Here is a 16908-nt window from a genome sequence, read left to right as displayed (position 1 = left end):
GGCCGAGGGATGGAACCTAGATCCGGTCTACCTAATTCCCGGTTATGGGATATTTAGCTGACTTCGTGGAGTTGGATCACGGACAGTGCCGCGCCCTGCGGGTCGGTGAGCATGGCGAAGCGCCCGGGAGGCGCGTCCATGGCCCCGACGAGGATCGTGGCGCCCGCGCGCTCGGCGGCGGCGACGGTGGCGTCGAGGTCGTCGACGGCGAAGTACGTCATCCAGTGGGACGGCGTCTCCGGCGGATAGTTCGGCGACAGCTCGATCATGCCGGCGATGCTCGCGTCCCCGAGGTGCCACTCGGTGTACTTGACGCCGTCCGTCTCCTGGTGGTGCGGGGTCCAGCCGAAGACGGCCGGGTAGAACCGCTCCGCGCTCGCGACGTCGCGGGTGACGAGCTCGTTCCAGCAGAACGCGACCGGCTCGTTGACCAGCTCGGCGCCCTTGTGGCGGCCGGCCTGCCAGACCGAGACGAACGACCCGTCAGGCGCCTGGAAGACGGCCATGGTGCCTTCCTCGAACACCTGCATGGGCTCCATGATGACGGTCCCGCCCGAGTTCTTGACCCGGTCGGCCGCGGCGGCGGCGTCGTCGACGGCGATATAGGTGTTCCAGGTCGAGGGCATGCCCTGCCCCATGGCCGGGCCCACGCCGGCGACCTTCTCGCCGTCGTAGGTGAACTGGCCGTAGCCGCCGGCCGCCGGGTCGTCGATCATCTCCGCCTGCCAGCCGAAGACGTCGTCGTAGAAGCGGGCGGACGCCTCGACGTCGGTGCTCGACAGATCCACCCAGCACGGAACACCGGGCTCATAGCCACTGCGCTGTGACATGGCAACCTCCTGTGATGTGGACGTCACTCTCAGACTTTCACTCCTGGTGGGGACTTTCCGGGAAACGGCCGGGTCAACAGCTGTCCATATCCGGCCACACGATCAGTCACGCGATCGGCCCCGCGATCGGCCGGGTGCGGCCGGGCAGGGTTGCCAGGCGGACCGCCGCGGACAGTCCCTAAACTCGAGGCCATGGAATCCCCAGCCGTCGAGCTCATCGACCTGGTCAAGCGTTACGGCGGCGCCACCGCGGTCGACGGCCTGTCGCTGCGCGCCGAGCGGGGCGCGGTCACCGCCGTGCTCGGGCCCAACGGCGCCGGCAAGACCTCCACGGTCGAGATCTGCGAGGGGTTCCGCGAGGCCGACTCCGGCACCGTACGCGTCCTGGGCCTGCCGCCCGACCAGCCCAAGCTGCGGCCCCGGGTGGGCGTGATGCTCCAGGCGGGCGGCGTGCCGCCCGCGGTGCGCTGCGGCGAGTGGCTGCGCCTGGTCTCGCGCTTCTACGCCCACCCGCTCGACGCAGGAGCCCTTCTGGTACGCCTCGGCCTGGCCGACCACGTCCGCACCCCTTACCGCCGCCTGTCGGGTGGCCAGCAGCAACGGCTCTCCCTGGCCGCGGCGGTGATCGGCCGGCCGGAGCTGGTGTTCCTCGACGAACCGACGGCCGGGCTCGACCCGCAGGCCAGGCACGCCTGCTGGGATCTGGTGGGCGAGCTGCGCGCCGCGGGGGTCTCCGTGGTGCTCACCACCCATCACATGGACGAGGCCGAACGGCTGGCCGACCATGTGGTGATCATCGATCGGGGCCGGGTGGTGGCCGAGGGCAGCCCGGCGTCGCTGACCGGGGCCGAGCGGCAGCTGCGCTTCCGAGCCCGGCCGGGTCTCTCGCTGGACGAGCTGCTCCACGCGTTGCCGGGGGGCAGCGCGGCCAAGGAGTCGCCCGCCGGCCACTACATCATCGAGGGCCAGGTGGGCCCGGCTCTGCTGGCGACCGTGACGACCTGGTGCGCCGCCGAGGGCGTCATGGCCGACGACCTGAGCATCGAGCGCCGCACGCTCGAAGACGTCTTCCTGGAGCTGACCGGCAGGGAGCTGCGATGACCACGCTCGACTTCACCCCCGCCCCGGCGGCGGCGCCGTTCGCCCGCATGGTGCTGGCGCAGGCGGCGGCCGAGACGCGCGCGACGCTGCGCAACGGCGAGCAGCTGCTGCTGACGCTGATCATCCCGGTGCTGCTGCTCGTCGGGTTCTCGCTGGCTCCGCTGATCGACGTCGGCGGGGGCCGGCGGATCGACTTCCTCGCGCCGGGCGTGCTAGCGCTGGCGATCATGTCTACGGCGTTCACCGGGCAGGCGATCGCGACGGGCTTCGAGCGCCGCTACGGCGTGCTGAAGCGGCTCGGCGCGACTCCCCTGTCCAGGGCCGGGCTGCTGCTGGCCAAGACGGTGGCGGTGCTCGCGGTCGAGGGTGTCCAGGTCGTGGTGATCGTGGCGGTCGCGCTGGCGCTCGGCTGGCGGCCCCAGGGCTCGCCGGTGGGCGCGCTGCTGCTCGTGCTGCTGGGGACGGCGGCGTTCAGCGGGCTGGGGCTGCTCATGGCGGGCGTGCTGCGGGCCGAGGCGACGCTGGCCGCGGCCAACCTCGTCTATCTGGTGCTGCTCGGGGCGGGCGGGGTGATCTTCCCGCTGACGAAGTTCCCCGCCGGGATGCGGCCGGCCCTGGAGGTGCTGCCGATCTCGGCGCTGACCGGCGGGCTGCGTTCCGTGCTCGCCGGGGGCGCGGCCGTGCCGCTGGGGGCGCTGGGAGTGCTGGCCGCCTGGGCGGTGCTGTCGCTGGGCATCGCCGCGCGCACGTTCCGCTGGGAGTGAGCGTCAGGCGCGGCCGGTGACGCCGTAGCGGTGGCGGCCGATGACGGCCACCACGGTGAGCGGCACCGCCACGGCCGCCGAGACGCCGAACAGCAGCGCGTACCTGCCGTCCTGGGCGGCCGGGCCGCCCGCCCACGACGACACCGCGCTGCCGACGAACAGCGCCGCGGCGAAGAAGGCCACGCTGGTCCCCCTGGCGTTGGGCGCGACCGTGGTGATCCAGGTCTGCAGCGAGGAGTGCATGAACGACCACCCGACGCCCAGCAGCAGCGCGGTGGCGCCGACGGTCGCCAGGCTGACGTGGACGGCCACGAGCGCGTACCCGGCGCAGAGGTGCGCTCCCCCGACGGCGATGAGCACGGGCGGGGACCATGTCCGCGACAGGCGTTTGACCAGTCTGGTGAACACCCACAGGCCCACGCCGTAGGTGGCGGTGGCCAGACCGGCGACCGCCGCCCTGACACCGTTGTGCTCCAGGGCCGTGGCGAGGAAGGCCATCGTGCCGAGCAGCACCGCGCCCTCCACGAAGGCCAGCCCGAACACCAGCAGCGCCCACGGCTCACGCAGCACCGCGCCCACGTGCCTGCCCAGCCCGCCGATCTCGGCCCGGGGCGGCTCGGGCAGGGAGCGCAGCGCGAGCGCGCAGGCCAGCGCGCAGGCCGCGGGCACGGTGAACGCCACGTGCCAGTCCACCAGGTCGGCGAGCACGCCGCCGAGACCGGTGGCCATGGCGATGCCCAGGGCTCCCGCGCCCATCAGGTCCGACAGGGCGCGCTGCCGTACGACGGGCGCGACCGTGTCACCGACGTACGTGAGCGAGGTGGGGATCACCGCGCCGAAGCAGGCGCCGGCCACGATCCTCGACACCACCAGCGCGCCCAGCACCGGCATCAGGGCGGAGGCCACCCCGGCCAGCGCGGCGCCGAACATCGCCGCCCGCATCACCCGCACCCGGCCGAACCGGTCGGAGAGCACGCCCCACAGCGGCTGCGTCAGGCCGTAGGCCAGGTAGTAGCCGCTGGCGACCGCGACCGCCGCCGACAGCGGGACGCCGAGGTCGGCGGCGATCAGGACGAGCATGGGGTTCACGGCGAACCGGTCGAAGCTGCTGACGAAGGTGGCCACGGACAGCACGAGCGGGGGACGGACGAGGGAGGCCGGGGGTGCGGTCATGGCTCCATGGTCGAATTATCGGCTTCAACGGTTCAGTGCGTATAAGTACCACCCTAGTGGGGAATGTCGGCCCAGCTCGGTACCGTTCTACCCGCCGTCCCGCTACTGAGCCCGCCATGCCTACTGAGGAGTGCTGTGAGCGCCTTCGTCCTGGATGATCCCTTCGACCGGGGATCCGGCCTGCCCAGACCCGGCAGTGTGCTGCGCAGCGCCGCCGACTCCATCCCGCCTTCCGGGCTGGTGCTGCTGGCGATCTTCTCCGTGCAGCTGGGGGCGGGCTTCGCCAAGGAGCTGTTCGCGGCGCTGCCGCCGAGCGCGGTGGTGTTCCTGCGCATCGGCGCGGGCGCGTTGATCATGGGCGCGGTGGCCAGGCCCAAGCTGAAGGGGATGTCGTGGCGTGACCTCGGGGTCGGGCTCACCTTCGGCGTGACGCTGGCGCTGATGAACCTGTCGTTCTACGAGGCGATAGCGCGGCTGCCCCTGGGGATCGCGGTGGCGATCGAGTTCCTCGGGCCGCTGGGCGTGGCGGTGGCGGCCTCCAGGCGGCGGCTCGACCTGGTGTGGATCGGCCTGGCGGCGGCGGGCGTGGCGCTGCTCGCGCCCTGGGGCCAGTCGGCGTCGGTGAGCTGGGCCGGCATCGGGTTCGCGCTGGGGGCGGGAGTGTTCTGGGCGGCCTACATCCTGCTGTCGGCCTCGGTGGGGCGGCGCTTCCCCGGCACCACCGGGCTGTCGGTCGCGATGATCGTGTCGGCCGTGGTGGTCGCCCCGGTGGGCATCGCGTCGGGCGGCGGCGACCTGCTCCAGCCGCATCTGCTGCTGATCGGGCTGGGGGTGGGGCTGCTGTCGTCGGTGATCCCGTACTCGCTGGAGCTGCAGGCGCTGCGGCGGATGCCGAAGCACGTGTTCGGCATCCTGATGAGCCTGGAGCCCGCGGCGGCCGCGCTGGTCGGCGTGCTGGTGCTCAGCGAGATGCTGCACGCGCAGCAGTGGGCGGCGATCATCTGCATCGTGGCCGCGAGCCTGGGCACGACCCGCGCGACGAAGAAGAAGTAGCCTCCCGGACGTGATCGGTGCGGGCCGGTCCGAATACCGCGGCCGCGATCAGCGCGGGCCGGCCCGAACAAGTGATCAGTGCGGGTCGGCCCAGATGCCGCGGACGTGCTGGATGTGCTCGGACATGATGTGGCGAGCCGCCTCGGTGTCACCCGCCTTGAGCGCGTCGAGCAACGCGACGTGCTCGCGGGCCGAGTCCGACAGCGTGCCGCGCTCCGACAGCTGCGACAGGCCGTAGAGCCGGGCCCGGTTGCGCAGGTCCTTGACCACCTCGACCAGGTGGGCGTTGCCCGACAGCGTCAGCAGCTCCACGTGGAAGCGCAGGTCGGCGTCCACGTACGCGAGCAGGTCACCCCGCTCGGCGGCGGCGACGATCTCCTCGGCGACGGGCCGCAGCCGCTCGAAGTCGGCCGCGCGCGAGGAGTCGGCCAGGCGGGTCACGGTGGGCACCTCGATGAGCTGCCGGATCTCGGTCAGCTCGTCGAGATCGCGGTCGGACAGCTCGGTGACCCGGAAGCCCTTGTTGCGCACCGCCTCGACCAGTCCCTCCTTGGCCAGGTCGAGCATGGCCTCACGGACCGGCGTCGCGGAGACGCCGAACTGCGCGGCCAGCACCGGCGCGGAGTAGACCACCCCCGGGCGCATCTCACCCGTGATCAACGCGGCGCGGAGCGCGTGCGCGACCTGCTCGCGCAAGCTCTGCCGCTCGCCCACCATCGGCAGGTCGAGCCGGTCCTCGGCAGCCATCCGGCCATCCCTTCGCTCAGTACACGCCCGCTGATCACCCCCGCTGGGGCGCCCCGCTAAACCCACGCCTCGTACGCGGCCGCGGCGACCACCAGGTCCTCCCACGCCATCCCGGTGCTCTTGAACACGCGGGGACCGGTGCCCGCAGGAACCCGGCCGGCGATCAGGTCGGCGAGGTTCCCGGCGAGATGACCGGTGGTGATCGTACCTTGGCGCACCGGGATGACCACATCCCCCGCTTCGGCCAGCGCCGCCGACCTGGCCTCGACGACGACCGTGGCGCGGGCGACGAGGTCTCCGGCCAGCTCGCGCGCCTCCGGTTCGTGCGATCCGACCGCGACCACCGTGGCGTCGTCGCGGACCAGCTCGCCGGGAAAGAGCGGCTCCCTGGCCGTGGTGCAGCAGGCGATCAAGTCCGCCTCCGCCACGGCGCTCAGGTCCGGAGCCTGGCCGTGCACCGCGCGGGCCGGCAGGCCGTGGTCGCGGCAGCGGGCGGCCAGGCTCTCGGCGCGTTCGGGGTCACGGCCGACGATCGTGACCCGTTCGACCGGCCGGACCGCGCCCAGCGCGAGGATGTGCCCCCACGCCTGCGGGCCCGTGCCGAACACCACCAGATTACGGGCGTCCGGCCCGGCCAGGTGCTTGACGGCGAGCGCCGAGACCGCCGGAGTGCGCAGCGAGGTGAGCGTGATGCCGTCCATGGCGGCCAGCGGGCTCAGGGTGTCGCCGTCGAGCAGCAGGTACGTCCCCTGAATGCGGGGCAGCCCGCGCTCGGCGTTGCCCGGCGCGATGGTGACCGCCTTCACGCCCGCGTACCGTCCCGCGGCGGCGGGCATCAGCAGGAGCTGCCCGGCGGGCAGCTCGACGATCGGCCGCAGTGGCGTCTCCTCCGGATCGAGCCCGTCCCGCAGGGCCTCTTCCAGGATGCGTACGGCCCGCGCCACGGGCACCAGCCGCTCGATGGTGGCGGCGTCGAGGTAGGGCAGCGCGTTCACCGCAGCACGAACCCGGTGCCGAGGGGGTCTTCCGGATCGAGCTCGAAGGTGTGCCGCCCGGTGCGGTAGGCCATGCCCTCGATCTCGGCGACCACGCCCTGGTCGGTCACCTTCCCCACGGTGGCGACGAACGTGCCGCCCGCGATGCCGGTGTGGATCAGCGGCCCCTGGTGACCGTCGTCGTAGAGCAGGGCGAGCCGGGCGGCCGTGCCGGACCCGCACGGCGAGCGGTCGACCTCGCCGTCGGCGAACACGGTCACGTTGCGCTGGCGCAGTCCTTCGCCCGGGACGTCCTCGTAGAAGATCACCCCATAGACGCCGGACAGCCGGTCGTCCGACGGGTGCCGCGTGGCCGGGTGGCCCGCCAGGGCCGCCTTGATCCGGCGGCCGTGGCCGACGAACTCCGTCAGGCTCCCGGCCTCGACGGACAGGCCGACGGTCGAGGCGGGCAGGGTGGCGTAGATGGCTCCGCCGTAGGCGAGGTCGACCTCGACCCCGGCGACGGGGAGGGCGCGCGCGATGGCGTACGACGGGACGTTGACGAAGGTCACCGACTCGACGCGGTCCCGCGAGCCGCGTACGCGGGCCGTGACGCGGCCCGAGGGCACGTCCACGACCACGTCCGTCTCACCGCCGGGGTCCGCCTCGACCAGGCCCTCGCGGACGGCGTGCACGCCGAGCGCGATCGTGCCGTGGCCGCAGGCGGTGGAGTAGCCGTCCTTGTGCCAGAACAGCGCGCCGAAGTGGGCGCCGGGGTCGTCGGGCGGGACCAGGAAGCAGCCGTACATGTCGGCGTGGCCGCGCGGCTCGTGGCAGAGCAGCCGCCGCACCCGCTCGGCCGGGCCGTCAGGTGCGGCGGCCCGGCGTTCGAGGACGGTGGCGCCCGGGATGTCCGGGGCGCCACCGGTGACGATCCTGAACGGCTCGCCGGCGGTGTGGTAGTCGACCGTGGTGACGCTCACAGCTCGAATCCCTCGGGGAACGGGTCGCGCGGGTCGAGGAAGTATTGGGCGGTGCCGGTGACCCAGGCGCGCCCGGTGATGGCCGGCACGACCGCGGGCCGTCCGCCGACGGTGGTCTCCCCCAGCAGACGGCCGATGAAACGGGTACCGATGAACGACTCGTTGACGAACTCCCCGCTACCCGGCCCCTCGCTCACGGCCAGCCGGCCACGGGCGTGCAGCTGGGCCATCCGGGCGCTGGTGCCGGTGCCGCACGGCGAGCGGTCGAACCAGCCCGGGTAGATGGCCATCGCGTGCCGCGAGTGGTGCTCGTCCGAGCCCGGCGCGGTGAAGTAGACGTGGTGGCAGCCCCGGATGCGGTCGTCCTCGGGGTGCACAGGCTCGTCGGCCGCGTCGATCGCCGCCATCGTGGCCAGCCCGGCGGCCAGGATCTCGTTCTTGGCCTTGCGGTCGAAGGGCAGGCCGTAGTCGTCGAGGTCGACGATGGCGTAGAAGTTGCCCCCGTACGCCAGGTCGTAGCGGATGTCACCGAAGCCGGGCACCGTGACGACGGCGTCGAGCCTGTCGCTGTAGGCGGGCACGTTGCGCAGCGTCACCGACATGGCCATGCCGTCCTTGACGGCCACGTCCACCTCGACGAGCCCGGCGGGCACCTCCAGGCGCACGGTGGTGACCGGCTCGACGACCTCCACCATGCCGGTCTCCACCAGCACGGTCGCCACGCCGATGGTGCCGTGACCGCACATCGGCAGCAGCCCGGACACCTCGATGAACAGCACGCCCCAGTCGGCGTCGGGCCGGGTGGGCGGCTGCAGGATGGCGCCGCTCATGGCGGCGTGGCCGCGCGGCTCGTTCATCAGCAGCCTGCGGATGTGGTCGAGGTGGTCGCGGAAGTAGACGCGCCGCTCGGCCATGCTCGCGCCGGGGATCACGCCCACGCCGCCGGTGATGACGCGGGTGGGCATGCCCTCGGTGTGCGAGTCGACGGCGTGGAAGACCCGCTTCGTCCTCATCGCATGCCCTCCGCGAGCGCCTTCTCCGTCGCACCGCGTACGGCCGCCTCCTGCGTCTCGGTCAGCGGCACGCGCGGCAGGCGGCAGGGCCCACCGTGACGGCCCGCGATGTCCATCGACAGCTTGATGGCCTGCACGAACTCCGTCTTGGAGTCCCAGCGAAGCAACGGGTGGAGCGTACGGTACAGGGGCAGCGCGGTCTCGAGGTCACCGGCCAGCGCGGCCCGGTAGAGGGCGACGCTGGAGGCGGGCAGCGCGTTGGGGTAGCCGGCGACCCAGCCGACGGCCCCGGCGATCGCCAGTTCCAGCAGCACGTCGTCGGACCCGATCAGCACGTCGAGGCCGGGAGCCAGCTCGCCGAGCTCGTAGGAGCGGCGCGGGTCGCCGCTGAACTCCTTCACGGCCACGATCAGGCCCTCGCCGTGCAGGGTGGCCAGCAGCGCGGGCGTCAGGTCCACCTTGGTGTCGTACGGGTTGTTGTAGGCCACGATCGGCACCCCGGCCTTGGCCACCTCGCGGTAGTGCGCGATCACGGAGCGCTCGTCGGCCCGGTAGGAGTTGGGCGGCAGCAGCAGCACCGAGCCGCAGCCGGCCGCGGCGGCGCGCTCGGCCCACAGCCGCGACTCCGCCGCGCCGTACGCGCCAACGCCCGCCATCACGTTCGCCCCGCCGACCGCCTCGACGGCCGTCTCGATGACCTTGGCCCGCTCCTCGGCGGTGAGCGTCTGGTACTCGCCCAGCGACCCGTTGGGGACCACGCCGTCGCAGCCGTTCTCGACCAGCCAGCGGCAGTGCTCCGCATAGCCGTCGAAGTCGACGGACAGGTCCTCACGCAGAGGGAGAGCCGTGGCCACCATGACACCGTGCCAGGATTTAATGCGATTTGTCATTAAAGAGTCCTCCAAATCAGGGTGTATCGAGCTCGAGCTCGGCGAGAGCGCCGAGAGAGATGGGTTGCGCGATGGGGCGGCGAGGGGGCCGGGGCGACTCCCCTGCCAGGCAGGCGACCGCGTAGCCGCAGACGCGGCCCTGGCACCAGCCCATGCCGGGCCTGGCCAGCAGCTTGACCGAGCGCGCGTCGGTGGCGCCGAGCTCCAGCGCCGCGCGTACACGGGCGACCGGCACCTCCTCGCACCGGCACACCAGCGTGTCGTCGCGCAGCCAGCCCTGCCAGCCCGGTTTGACCGGATACGCGTGATGCAGCGCCTCGCCGAACGCGCGCATCCGCCGGCGCCGTCTGGCCAGCACGCCGGGCACCGGCTCACCGGCCACGGCCAGGCCGGCGATACGGCCCTCCAGCTCGGCGAGGTACCGTCCGCCCACGCCGACCGGCTCGCCCGCCGCCCAGACGCCGTGCGCCGTGGTGCGCTGGCGGCCGTCCACCGCGATTACGGGCATGCCGTCCGCGTCCTGGCGGGTCTCACAGCCGAGCTCGACGCCGAGCTCGATCTGGGGGACGAAGCCGTAGCCGACGGCCAGCGTGTCGCAGGCCAGCTCACGGGTGGCGAGCACGTTCCAGTCGGCGTCGAGCCGCGCGACGGTGACCGCCTCCAGCTCGCGCTCGCCGTGGGCGGCGATCACCGCCTGGTGCGTCCGGTACGGCACCCGGTGCCTGGCCATGGCCAGCCCGTAGCCCGCCGTCTCCCCCGCCTTGCCCGCGGCCAGCAGCGGATGCCGAGCCAGGCCCAGGCCGCCGTTGGCCTCGAACACGCCCAGCACCTCGGCCCCCGCCCCCGCCAGGCCGGTGGCCACGGGCAGCAGGAACGGCCCGGTGCCGGCGACGACCACCCGGCCCCCCGCGACGACGCCGTTGCCCTTGAGCAGCGCCTGGGCGCCGCCCGCCGTCAGGACGCCGGGCAGGTCCCAGCCGGGGAACGGCAGCGGCCGGTCGTGGGCGCCGGTGGCGATCAGGAGGTCACGGCAGCGGACCGCCACCGCGCGGCCGTCCGGCGTCTGGCAATGGACGGTCAGCCGGTCGCCGTCCCGCGTCACGGTCCACACCTGATGCCCGAGCAGGACCTCGGCCCGCTCGCCGAGCGCGCGGGCCTGCCTCAGGAACCGGTCCAGACCCGGTGTGCCGCCGCGCGCCGCTCCGGCCGGGTGGCGGAAGTACTGGCCGCCGAGGCGGGCACCCGAGTCGACGAGGACCACGCTCAGGCCGCGCAGCGCCGCCGTCAGGGCCCCCGCCACTCCGGCGGGCCCACCACCGATAACGGCGAGATCGCAGCTCACACTCACATAGTCGTCGCGAGCACGGTCATCGCGAGCGCGTTCATCGCCACGAACACGGTCGTCCCGAAGGCCGTCGTCGGGGCTGCGGTCGTGGGGCGCGCCCACACGGTCGTCGGTCGGGCTCATGCGGTCGTCACCTCGTCTCCGGGCCGGGCCTCCAGCAGGCAGGCGCGTTCTGGTGGGCGGCCGTTCACCGTGATCAGGCAGTCGAAGCAGACGCCGATGCCACAGAACAGGCCGCGCGGCCGCCCGCCGAAGCGGGTGGTCCGCCAGGCGCGGACTCCGGCGGCGTGCAGGGCCGCGCCGATCGTCTGCCCCGGCTCAACCGGCACGGCCCGGCCGTCGATCGTGATCTGGAAGGTCACGCGGACTCCTCGGTCGCACGGGAGGACCCGGCGGGCGTCTCGGTCGGGGACCCGCCATGGGTCGCGGTCGGGGACCCGGACGAGCTCCCGGACGGGGACCCCGACGAACTCCCGGACGAGGATCCGGCCGAGGTCGCGAAGCGGTCCGGGCGGAAGGGGGACAGGTCGAGTTCGGGGCGGGCGCCGGTCAGCAGCTGGGACAGCAGGAGCCCGGTCGCGGGCGCGAGCCCGATCCCGGCCCCTTCGTGCCCGCACGCGTGATACAGCCCGGGCGCGCGCGGATCCGGCCCGATCACCGGCAGATGGTCCGGACAGTACGGCCGGAACCCGCAGTACGACCTGATCACCCGCACCTCCCGCAACGCCGGGAACAGGGCGACGGCCTGGGTCGCCAGCCGGGCCAGCACCCGGGGCGAGGTCGTGCGGTCGAAACCCACCCGCTCCCGGCTCGCCCCGATGAGCACCGTCCCCGCCGGGGTGCCCTCGACGACGGCCGAGGTCTCCAGGTCGGCGGAGTCGCTGGCCACGTTGGTGACGTAGGCGGCGGTGTAGACCTTGTGCCGGATCAGCGGCTCGCGCAACGGCTCGGTGACGAGGATGAACCCGCGCCTGGGCAGGATCGGCAGCGCCACGCCCGCGAGCCCGGCGATCTCGCCGCCCCACGTGCCGGCCGCGTTGACCACCGCGCCGCCGAGGATGTCGCCCTGGTCGGTGCGTACGCCCGTCACCCGGTCCCCGGACCGCGTGAACCCGGTCACGGTGACGCCGGTGCGCAGGTGAAGCGTGCCGTGGCCGTAGCTCTCCGCGCCGTGCCGGAGCAACTGCGCGGCGGCCAGCATGGGCTGCACCTGGGCGTCCTGCGGGTAGTGGACGCCGCCCGCGAGCCCTTCGGCCAGGTGCGGCTCGTAGCCGGGCAAGCCGTCGGCGGGCACGACGGCGTACTCGACGCCCTGCTTGCCCGCCAGCTCGACGAGCTGCCGCTGGACCTCGTCGGTCTCGGCGACGACCAGGCCGCCCTTGGGCTCGTACTCGAACCCGCCCAGCGCGGCCAGCTCCCCCCACAGGCGGTTGGACAGCAGCGCGAGGTCCAGCTCCGGGCCCGGCTCCTTGTCCGAGACCAGCACGTTGCCCTCGCCCGCACCCGTCGTGCCGCCGGCCACGGGGCCGCGGTCCACCACGGTCACGTCCAGTCCGGCCCGTGCGGCGTAATAGGCGCACGCGGCGCCCACCACTCCGGCGCCGATGACGATCACATCCGACATCCTCACCTCCCAGCTGTAATATGTCACATACCCATGCCGCTTGAGAAGCACGTTCCCGGGTCAAGGACCGGACGACCAGCCCCTTACCATCGATGACGTGAAGCTCGCCGACGTGAAACTACCCACAGACCACCCAAACGCCCTGGTGCGGCGCCTGTTCTCCTTCTGGGCGCCGACCGCCGAGTCGATGCGGGGCTGGGCTCTGGCGTCTGTGGTGGTCAACGCGGGCATCACCGTGACGGGCGCGGCCGTGCGGCTCACCGGCTCCGGGCTCGGCTGCCCGACCTGGCCGAAGTGCACGCCCGACAGCTTCGTGCCCGTCGCGCATCCCGAGATCTCGCCCGTCACCATGGCCGTCGAGTTCGGCAACCGGCTGCTGACGTTCCTGGTGCTGGCGGTGGGGTTCGCCTGTGTGGTGGCGGCGATGCGGCTGGCCCCCCGGCGCCCTCAGCTGCTCTGGCTGGCCCTGCTGCAGCCCGCGGGCATCGTCTTCCAGGCGCTGTGGGGCGGGCTGGTGGTCAGAAGCCTGCTCAACCCGGTCACGGTCAGCGTGCACTTCCTGGCCTCCATCGCGCTGATCGTCGCCTGCTGGACGCTCTATGTGCGGGCGGGCGAAGGCGACGGTCCGGCCCGTCGGGTGACGCATCGCGACATCCGGCGCCTCGGCTTCGTGCTGGTCGCGGCGGTGGCGGTGCTGCTCCTGGCCGGGGCGCTGGTGACCGGCACGGGGCCGCATTCCGGCGACGCGGTGGCCTCCCGGTTCGATCTCGACATCGAGAGTGTGGTGCGCCTGCACTCCGACATCGTCTACATCGTGCTGGGGCTGTCGTTCGCGCTGCTGTTCGCGCTGCACGTGACCGACGCGCCCAGAGCGGCCCGCCGGGCGGCGCTGGCGCTGCTCGTGGTGGAGCTGGCCCAGGGCGTGATCGGCTACATCCAGTACTTCCTGGCGGTGCCCGCCCTCCTGGTGGGCCTGCACGTGCTCGGCTCGACCCTGGTCTGGATCGCCACGCTGAGGGTGGTCACCTCCCTGCGCACCCGCGACCCGCTACCGGCCCCCGCCACCCCCTCCCCCACCGAAACACCGGCCAGAGTCTGACCCGCTGAACCCCTCCCCCACCGAAACCCCAGCCGGTTTTTGACCCGCTATGCCAAGGTATGAGGGACTACCTCCCTCTACCCTGTGAGGTCCCTGAGTGGCTTTGGCCCGTCCCGCTCGGAAGACCCTGCGCCGCCTGTACCAAGGACTGGTACTCCTCAGCGTGCTCGTCCTGGCGCCGATGACCTGGGCGTGGCTCGACAGCTCGGACCACCGCGAGGTGGCCGACACCGCCGGCTGGCTGGCGCGGGTGCCCACCTCGCAGGTGGCGCTCGTGCTCGGCGCGGGCCTGTACGCCGGCCGTCCCTCGTCCATGCTGGCCCGCCGCCTCGACATCGCGGCCGAGCTCTACCACGCGGGCAAGGTCAAGGCGCTGCTGCTGTCGGGCGACAACAGCCGCAAGGAGTACGACGAGCCGACGGCCATGCGCGACTACCTGCGGGCCAAGGGTGTGCCGGACGCGGTGATGGTGCTCGACTACGCCGGGTTCGACACCTGGGACTCGTGCGTGCGGGCCCGCAAGGTCTTCGGCGCCGAGCGGCTGACCGTGGTCACTCAGGTGTTCCACCTGCCGAGAGCGGTCACGCTCTGCCGTACGGCGGGACTGACGACCTTCGGCGTGGGCGACGACTCCGTCAAGCAGTGGGCGGCGACCACCTACGCCTCGGCCGCCCGCGAGGTGTTCGCCACCGGCAAGGCGTTCGCCGACGCGCTTCTGCTGCACTCCGACCCCGTCTATCCCGGCCCGCGGGAGACCTCGCTGCGCGCGATCCTGGCTCAGCCGGGCGCGTAGCCCGGTGGCGGGGTGCCCCGCGCCGCGGCCCCGAGGTGGGCGGGCGGCACCGGGAAGCTCGCCTTGGCGGTGCTCATGCATTCGAGCAGGGCCCGCTGCTCCTCGTGGAAGGTCTGCTCGTCGATCATCCGCCGGGCCGCCCGCTCGTGCAGCAGGCCCAGCTCGGTCGCCGCGAGCTGGTAGTCGCTCATCGCGCGCAGCCCGCGCTTGCCGCCGTGGACCTTGGCCCACTGCCTGGCCTGCCGACGCCGTGACAGGGCGGACAGCATGTGGATGTCGGCCCGGTTGACCAGCTTGGTCGGCTCGTACGGCGGCAGGTAGCGCTGGATCAGGGCGACGATGCGCCGCCGATCACTGATCACCAGCGCGATCAGCACCACGAGCACGACCAGCAGCACCAGGTAGGCGATGACCAGGCCGGGGAAGCCGCCGTAGGAGCTCAGACCGTTCCAGAGGCCGTGCAGGAGCATCGCGCCGACCCAGCCGGCCAGGATGGAGAAGACCCGGTCCGATCCCTGGCGCTGGGCGGCGTAGGCGACCGCGACGCCGATCATCGAGGTGAACAGCGGGTGTGCGAACGGCGACAGCACGCCGCGCAGCACCACTGTGACGGCCAGCCCGATGCCGCCCTGGTCGGAGTTGAGCGCGGCGATGTAGTAGCTGACGTTCTCGCTCATCGCGAAGCCGAGGCCGACCATGCTGGCGTAGATGATGCCGTCGGTCGGCCCGTCGAGCTCGGCCCGGCGGAATCTGAGCAGCCCGAGCAGCACCAGCCCCTTCATCGTCTCCTCGACCACGGGGGCGCCGAAGGTGGCGGCGACGTTGCGCGCGCTGGCCGCGCTGAGGTTGGCCGCGTCGATGATGTAGTGCAGGTTGAGCGAGTTGATCACGCCCGCGACCAGCACCGCCACGCCCGCTCCCCAGGCGAAGGCGAAGATGAGGTTGCTGCGCGGCTCCGGTTCCATGCGGTCCAGCGCCAGCACGGCGGCCAGCAGCAGCGGCACCGGCGCCAGCGCCAGGATCAGCGAGATGAAGAACTGCACGGGCGCGCCGTTGAGCACGTCGAAGGCGAAGGAGACGAGTGCGCACAGGCCGGTCACGATCAGCCCGATGATCAACGTGAACGACGGGCGGTCCTTCAACACCCAGCGTGGATCACGGGACGCCATACCGTGACTGTAACGGATCAAAAAGGCGCTGTCCTGCCCAGGTGGCGCGGTCCGTGCGGGTCCTCACAATGCTCCGTCCGGTCCTTGAGACCGTGGTCCACCTGCAGCGTGGTGTGGCCGATCTCGAAGCGATCGTGCAGCAGGTCAGCCAGGCGGGTGCGGACCTGGTGGCAGTCGGACCCGCGGGCCACGATCACGTGCGCCGACAGCGTCGGATAGCCACTGGTCACCGTCCAGACATGCAGGTCGTGCACCTCGACCACGTCAGGGTCGCCGGCCAGGACCCGGCCGATCTCGTCGGGGTCGAGGTCGGTCGGGGCGGCCTGGAGCAGCACCCTGGACGAATCGCGCAGCAGCCCCCAGCCGGCCTTGAGCATGAGCGCGGCGACCACGAGCGCGGCTATCGCGTCGGCCTGCCGGAACCCGGTCAGCCACACCACGACGCCGGAGATCGCGGTGGCGATGAAGGCGTACATGTCGTTGAGCACGTGCTGGAAGGCGCCCTCGACGTTGAGGCTGCGCCGGTCGGCCCTGGACAGCAGCCAGGCGGCCAGCGCGTTGACCACGATGCCGGCCACGGCCGTGACGACCACGATTGGCCCGGAGACCTCGGGCGGCTCCAGCAGCCTGCGCACGCTCTCGTAACAGAAGTACGCCACGAGCAGCAGCAGGGTGAGGCCGTTGAGCTGGGCCGAGAGGATCTCGGCGCGCTTCCAGCCGAAGGTGTAGGCGCCGCGGGCGGGCCGGGCGGCGAAGCGCATCGCGACCAGGGCCAGCGCGATCGCGCTGGCGTCGGTGAGCATGTGGGCGGCGTCGGAGATCAGCGCGATCGAGTTGGCGATCAGCCCGGCGATCACCTCGATCGCCATGTAGCCGACGATCAGCGCGAGCGCGCCCACCAGGTAGCGCTTGTCGGCGTCGGCCGAGTGGCCGTGCCCGTGACCGTGCCCGTGTCCCTGGCCCATCAGCGCTCCTCCCTCATGTGCTCGCGGCTGAGGTCGAGCAGCATCCGTACGTGGGCGTCGGCCAGCCGGTAGTAGATCATGCGGCCCGCCCGGCGGCTGGCCACGATGCCCGCCGTACGCAGCAGACGCAGGGCGTGGGACACGGCCGTGTCGGTCACCTCGACGGCGTCGGCCAGGTCGCACACGCACAGCTCGCCCGCCTCCAGCAGGGCGTACAGCAGGCGGGCCCGCGTGGCGTCGCCCAGCAGGCGGAACAGGTCGGCGAGCCGGGTCGCCTCGTCCGGCGTCACCAGCCGGTCGCGGGTGGCCGCGACGCGCTCGGCGTCGGGCTCCTGAACGACGCAGCCGTCGAGCGAAGCCACAACACCTGAAGAGCTGTTCATGT

At 72.5% G+C, this 16908-nt stretch carries 18 protein-coding genes; 5 read left to right on the top strand and 13 right to left on the bottom strand.

The annotated features are described in order from the left end of the window. Positions 1-53 precede the first annotated feature (53 nt). Positions 54-830, bottom strand: a complete 777-nt coding sequence (locus tag AB0C30_RS51970) for a VOC family protein (protein ID WP_357958445.1) — start codon at positions 828-830, stop codon at positions 54-56. 192 nt (positions 831-1022) lie between these two features. Here AB0C30_RS51970 and AB0C30_RS51965 point away from each other — a divergent pair, with 192 nt between their 5' ends. Together AB0C30_RS51965 and AB0C30_RS51960 are read left to right on the top strand one after the other, a co-directional pair. Further along, positions 1023-1931: an ABC transporter ATP-binding protein gene (locus AB0C30_RS51965; RefSeq protein WP_357958443.1), complete on the top strand. Its 909-nt coding sequence runs from the start codon at positions 1023-1025 to the stop codon at positions 1929-1931. Continuing rightward, entirely contained in the window at positions 1928-2695 is a 768-nt protein-coding gene (locus AB0C30_RS51960) for an ABC transporter permease (protein ID WP_357958440.1), read from the top strand. Before AB0C30_RS51965 ends, AB0C30_RS51960 begins: the two co-directional genes overlap by 4 nt. A 3-nt stretch (positions 2696-2698) precedes the next feature. On the opposite strand, the gene AB0C30_RS51955 is transcribed toward AB0C30_RS51960, so the two are convergent. After that, the gene (locus tag AB0C30_RS51955) at positions 2699-3868 is read right to left on the bottom strand and encodes an MFS transporter (RefSeq protein WP_357958438.1); all 1170 of its coding nucleotides are present in this window, start codon (positions 3866-3868) and stop codon (positions 2699-2701) included. 135 nt (positions 3869-4003) lie between these two features. On the opposite strand from AB0C30_RS51955, the gene AB0C30_RS51950 reads away from it, so the two are divergent. Further along, positions 4004-4921 (top strand): EamA family transporter, encoded by a 918-nt coding sequence (locus AB0C30_RS51950; RefSeq protein WP_357958436.1) that lies wholly within the window; start codon positions 4004-4006, stop codon positions 4919-4921. A 75-nt stretch (positions 4922-4996) separates the two neighbouring features. On the opposite strand, the gene AB0C30_RS51945 is transcribed toward AB0C30_RS51950, so the two are convergent. From AB0C30_RS51945 to AB0C30_RS51910, 8 genes are read right to left on the bottom strand one after another with little or no spacing between them, the layout of a single operon-like run. Further along, a complete protein-coding gene (locus tag AB0C30_RS51945; protein WP_225291377.1) occupies positions 4997-5668 on the bottom strand; it encodes a GntR family transcriptional regulator in 672 nt (223 codons plus the stop codon). Positions 5669-5724: 56 nt separating this feature from the next. Further along, positions 5725-6663, bottom strand: coding sequence for an ornithine cyclodeaminase family protein (locus AB0C30_RS51940; protein ID WP_357958434.1), 939 nt, complete (start codon positions 6661-6663; stop codon positions 5725-5727). Next, entirely contained in the window at positions 6660-7625 is a 966-nt protein-coding gene (locus AB0C30_RS51935) for a proline racemase family protein (RefSeq protein WP_357958432.1), read from the bottom strand. Before AB0C30_RS51935 ends, AB0C30_RS51940 begins: the two co-directional genes overlap by 4 nt. Beyond that, positions 7622-8638 carry a proline racemase family protein gene (locus AB0C30_RS51930; RefSeq protein ID WP_357958430.1) on the bottom strand — a complete coding sequence of 339 codons (1017 nt, stop codon included), beginning with the start codon at positions 8636-8638 and terminating at the stop codon, positions 7622-7624. The genes AB0C30_RS51935 and AB0C30_RS51930 overlap by 4 nt, the downstream gene beginning before the upstream one ends. Next, the gene (locus AB0C30_RS51925; RefSeq protein WP_357958428.1) at positions 8635-9528 is read right to left on the bottom strand and encodes a dihydrodipicolinate synthase family protein; all 894 of its coding nucleotides are present in this window, start codon (positions 9526-9528) and stop codon (positions 8635-8637) included. Before AB0C30_RS51925 ends, AB0C30_RS51930 begins: the two co-directional genes overlap by 4 nt. A 16-nt stretch (positions 9529-9544) precedes the next feature. Next, the gene (locus AB0C30_RS51920; protein ID WP_357958426.1) at positions 9545-10996 is read right to left on the bottom strand and encodes an NAD(P)/FAD-dependent oxidoreductase; all 1452 of its coding nucleotides are present in this window, start codon (positions 10994-10996) and stop codon (positions 9545-9547) included. Beyond that, entirely contained in the window at positions 10993-11235 is a 243-nt protein-coding gene (locus tag AB0C30_RS51915; protein ID WP_225291383.1) for a (2Fe-2S)-binding protein, read from the bottom strand. Before AB0C30_RS51915 ends, AB0C30_RS51920 begins: the two co-directional genes overlap by 4 nt. Continuing rightward, positions 11232-12497 carry an FAD-binding oxidoreductase gene (locus tag AB0C30_RS51910; RefSeq protein ID WP_357958424.1) on the bottom strand — a complete coding sequence of 422 codons (1266 nt, stop codon included), beginning with the start codon at positions 12495-12497 and terminating at the stop codon, positions 11232-11234. The genes AB0C30_RS51915 and AB0C30_RS51910 overlap by 4 nt, the downstream gene beginning before the upstream one ends. Positions 12498-12594: 97 nt before the next feature. Between AB0C30_RS51910 and AB0C30_RS51905 the strand changes: the two genes are divergently transcribed. Then, the gene (locus tag AB0C30_RS51905) at positions 12595-13596 is read left to right on the top strand and encodes a COX15/CtaA family protein (protein ID WP_357958422.1); all 1002 of its coding nucleotides are present in this window, start codon (positions 12595-12597) and stop codon (positions 13594-13596) included. A 97-nt stretch (positions 13597-13693) separates the two neighbouring features. Further along, entirely contained in the window at positions 13694-14389 is a 696-nt protein-coding gene (locus AB0C30_RS51900; RefSeq protein ID WP_357958420.1) for an ElyC/SanA/YdcF family protein, read from the top strand. On the opposite strand, the gene AB0C30_RS51895 is transcribed toward AB0C30_RS51900, so the two are convergent. Genes AB0C30_RS51895 through AB0C30_RS51885 form a run of 3 tightly spaced genes read right to left on the bottom strand, consistent with a single transcriptional unit; the run spans position 14374 to position 16906 of the window. Next, positions 14374-15558, bottom strand: coding sequence for a PrsW family intramembrane metalloprotease (locus tag AB0C30_RS51895; protein WP_357958418.1), 1185 nt, complete (start codon positions 15556-15558; stop codon positions 14374-14376). The genes AB0C30_RS51900 and AB0C30_RS51895 overlap by 16 nt on opposite strands. Positions 15559-15575: 17 nt before the next feature. Next, a complete protein-coding gene (locus tag AB0C30_RS51890; RefSeq protein WP_357958416.1) occupies positions 15576-16523 on the bottom strand; it encodes a cation diffusion facilitator family transporter in 948 nt (315 codons plus the stop codon). Beyond that, positions 16523-16906 carry a metalloregulator ArsR/SmtB family transcription factor gene (locus AB0C30_RS51885; RefSeq protein ID WP_357958414.1) on the bottom strand — a complete coding sequence of 128 codons (384 nt, stop codon included), beginning with the start codon at positions 16904-16906 and terminating at the stop codon, positions 16523-16525. The genes AB0C30_RS51890 and AB0C30_RS51885 overlap by 1 nt, the downstream gene beginning before the upstream one ends. Between the last annotated feature and the right edge of the window lie 2 nt (positions 16907-16908).

Origin of the sequence: Nonomuraea sp. NPDC048901 (genome assembly GCF_040649695.1) — a bacterium.
GTDB lineage: Bacteria > Actinomycetota > Actinomycetes > Streptosporangiales > Streptosporangiaceae > Nonomuraea.
This window is presented reverse-complemented; position numbering and strand designations above follow the sequence as displayed.

Excerpts from the sequence above, each read along its gene's own strand:
- AB0C30_RS51895 (WP_357958418.1), bottom strand. The coding sequence starts at position 15,558 with ATGGCGTCCCGTGATCCACGCTGGGTGTTGAAGGACCGCCCGTCGTTC.
- AB0C30_RS51965 (WP_357958443.1), top strand. The coding sequence starts at position 1,023 with ATGGAATCCCCAGCCGTCGAGCTCATCGACCTGGTCAAGCGTTACGGC.
- AB0C30_RS51890 (WP_357958416.1), bottom strand. The coding sequence starts at position 16,523 with ATGGGCCAGGGACACGGGCACGGTCACGGGCACGGCCACTCGGCCGAC.
- AB0C30_RS51920 (WP_357958426.1), bottom strand. The coding sequence starts at position 10,996 with ATGAGCCCGACCGACGACCGTGTGGGCGCGCCCCACGACCGCAGCCCC.
- AB0C30_RS51945 (WP_225291377.1), bottom strand. The coding sequence starts at position 5,668 with ATGGCTGCCGAGGACCGGCTCGACCTGCCGATGGTGGGCGAGCGGCAG.
- AB0C30_RS51910 (WP_357958424.1), bottom strand. The coding sequence starts at position 12,497 with ATGTCGGATGTGATCGTCATCGGCGCCGGAGTGGTGGGCGCCGCGTGC.
- AB0C30_RS51960 (WP_357958440.1), top strand. The coding sequence starts at position 1,928 with ATGACCACGCTCGACTTCACCCCCGCCCCGGCGGCGGCGCCGTTCGCC.
- AB0C30_RS51970 (WP_357958445.1), bottom strand. The coding sequence starts at position 830 with ATGTCACAGCGCAGTGGCTATGAGCCCGGTGTTCCGTGCTGGGTGGAT.
- AB0C30_RS51885 (WP_357958414.1), bottom strand. The coding sequence starts at position 16,906 with ATGAACAGCTCTTCAGGTGTTGTGGCTTCGCTCGACGGCTGCGTCGTT.
- AB0C30_RS51955 (WP_357958438.1), bottom strand. The coding sequence starts at position 3,868 with ATGACCGCACCCCCGGCCTCCCTCGTCCGTCCCCCGCTCGTGCTGTCC.
- AB0C30_RS51925 (WP_357958428.1), bottom strand. The coding sequence starts at position 9,528 with ATGACAAATCGCATTAAATCCTGGCACGGTGTCATGGTGGCCACGGCT.
- AB0C30_RS51930 (WP_357958430.1), bottom strand. The coding sequence starts at position 8,638 with ATGAGGACGAAGCGGGTCTTCCACGCCGTCGACTCGCACACCGAGGGC.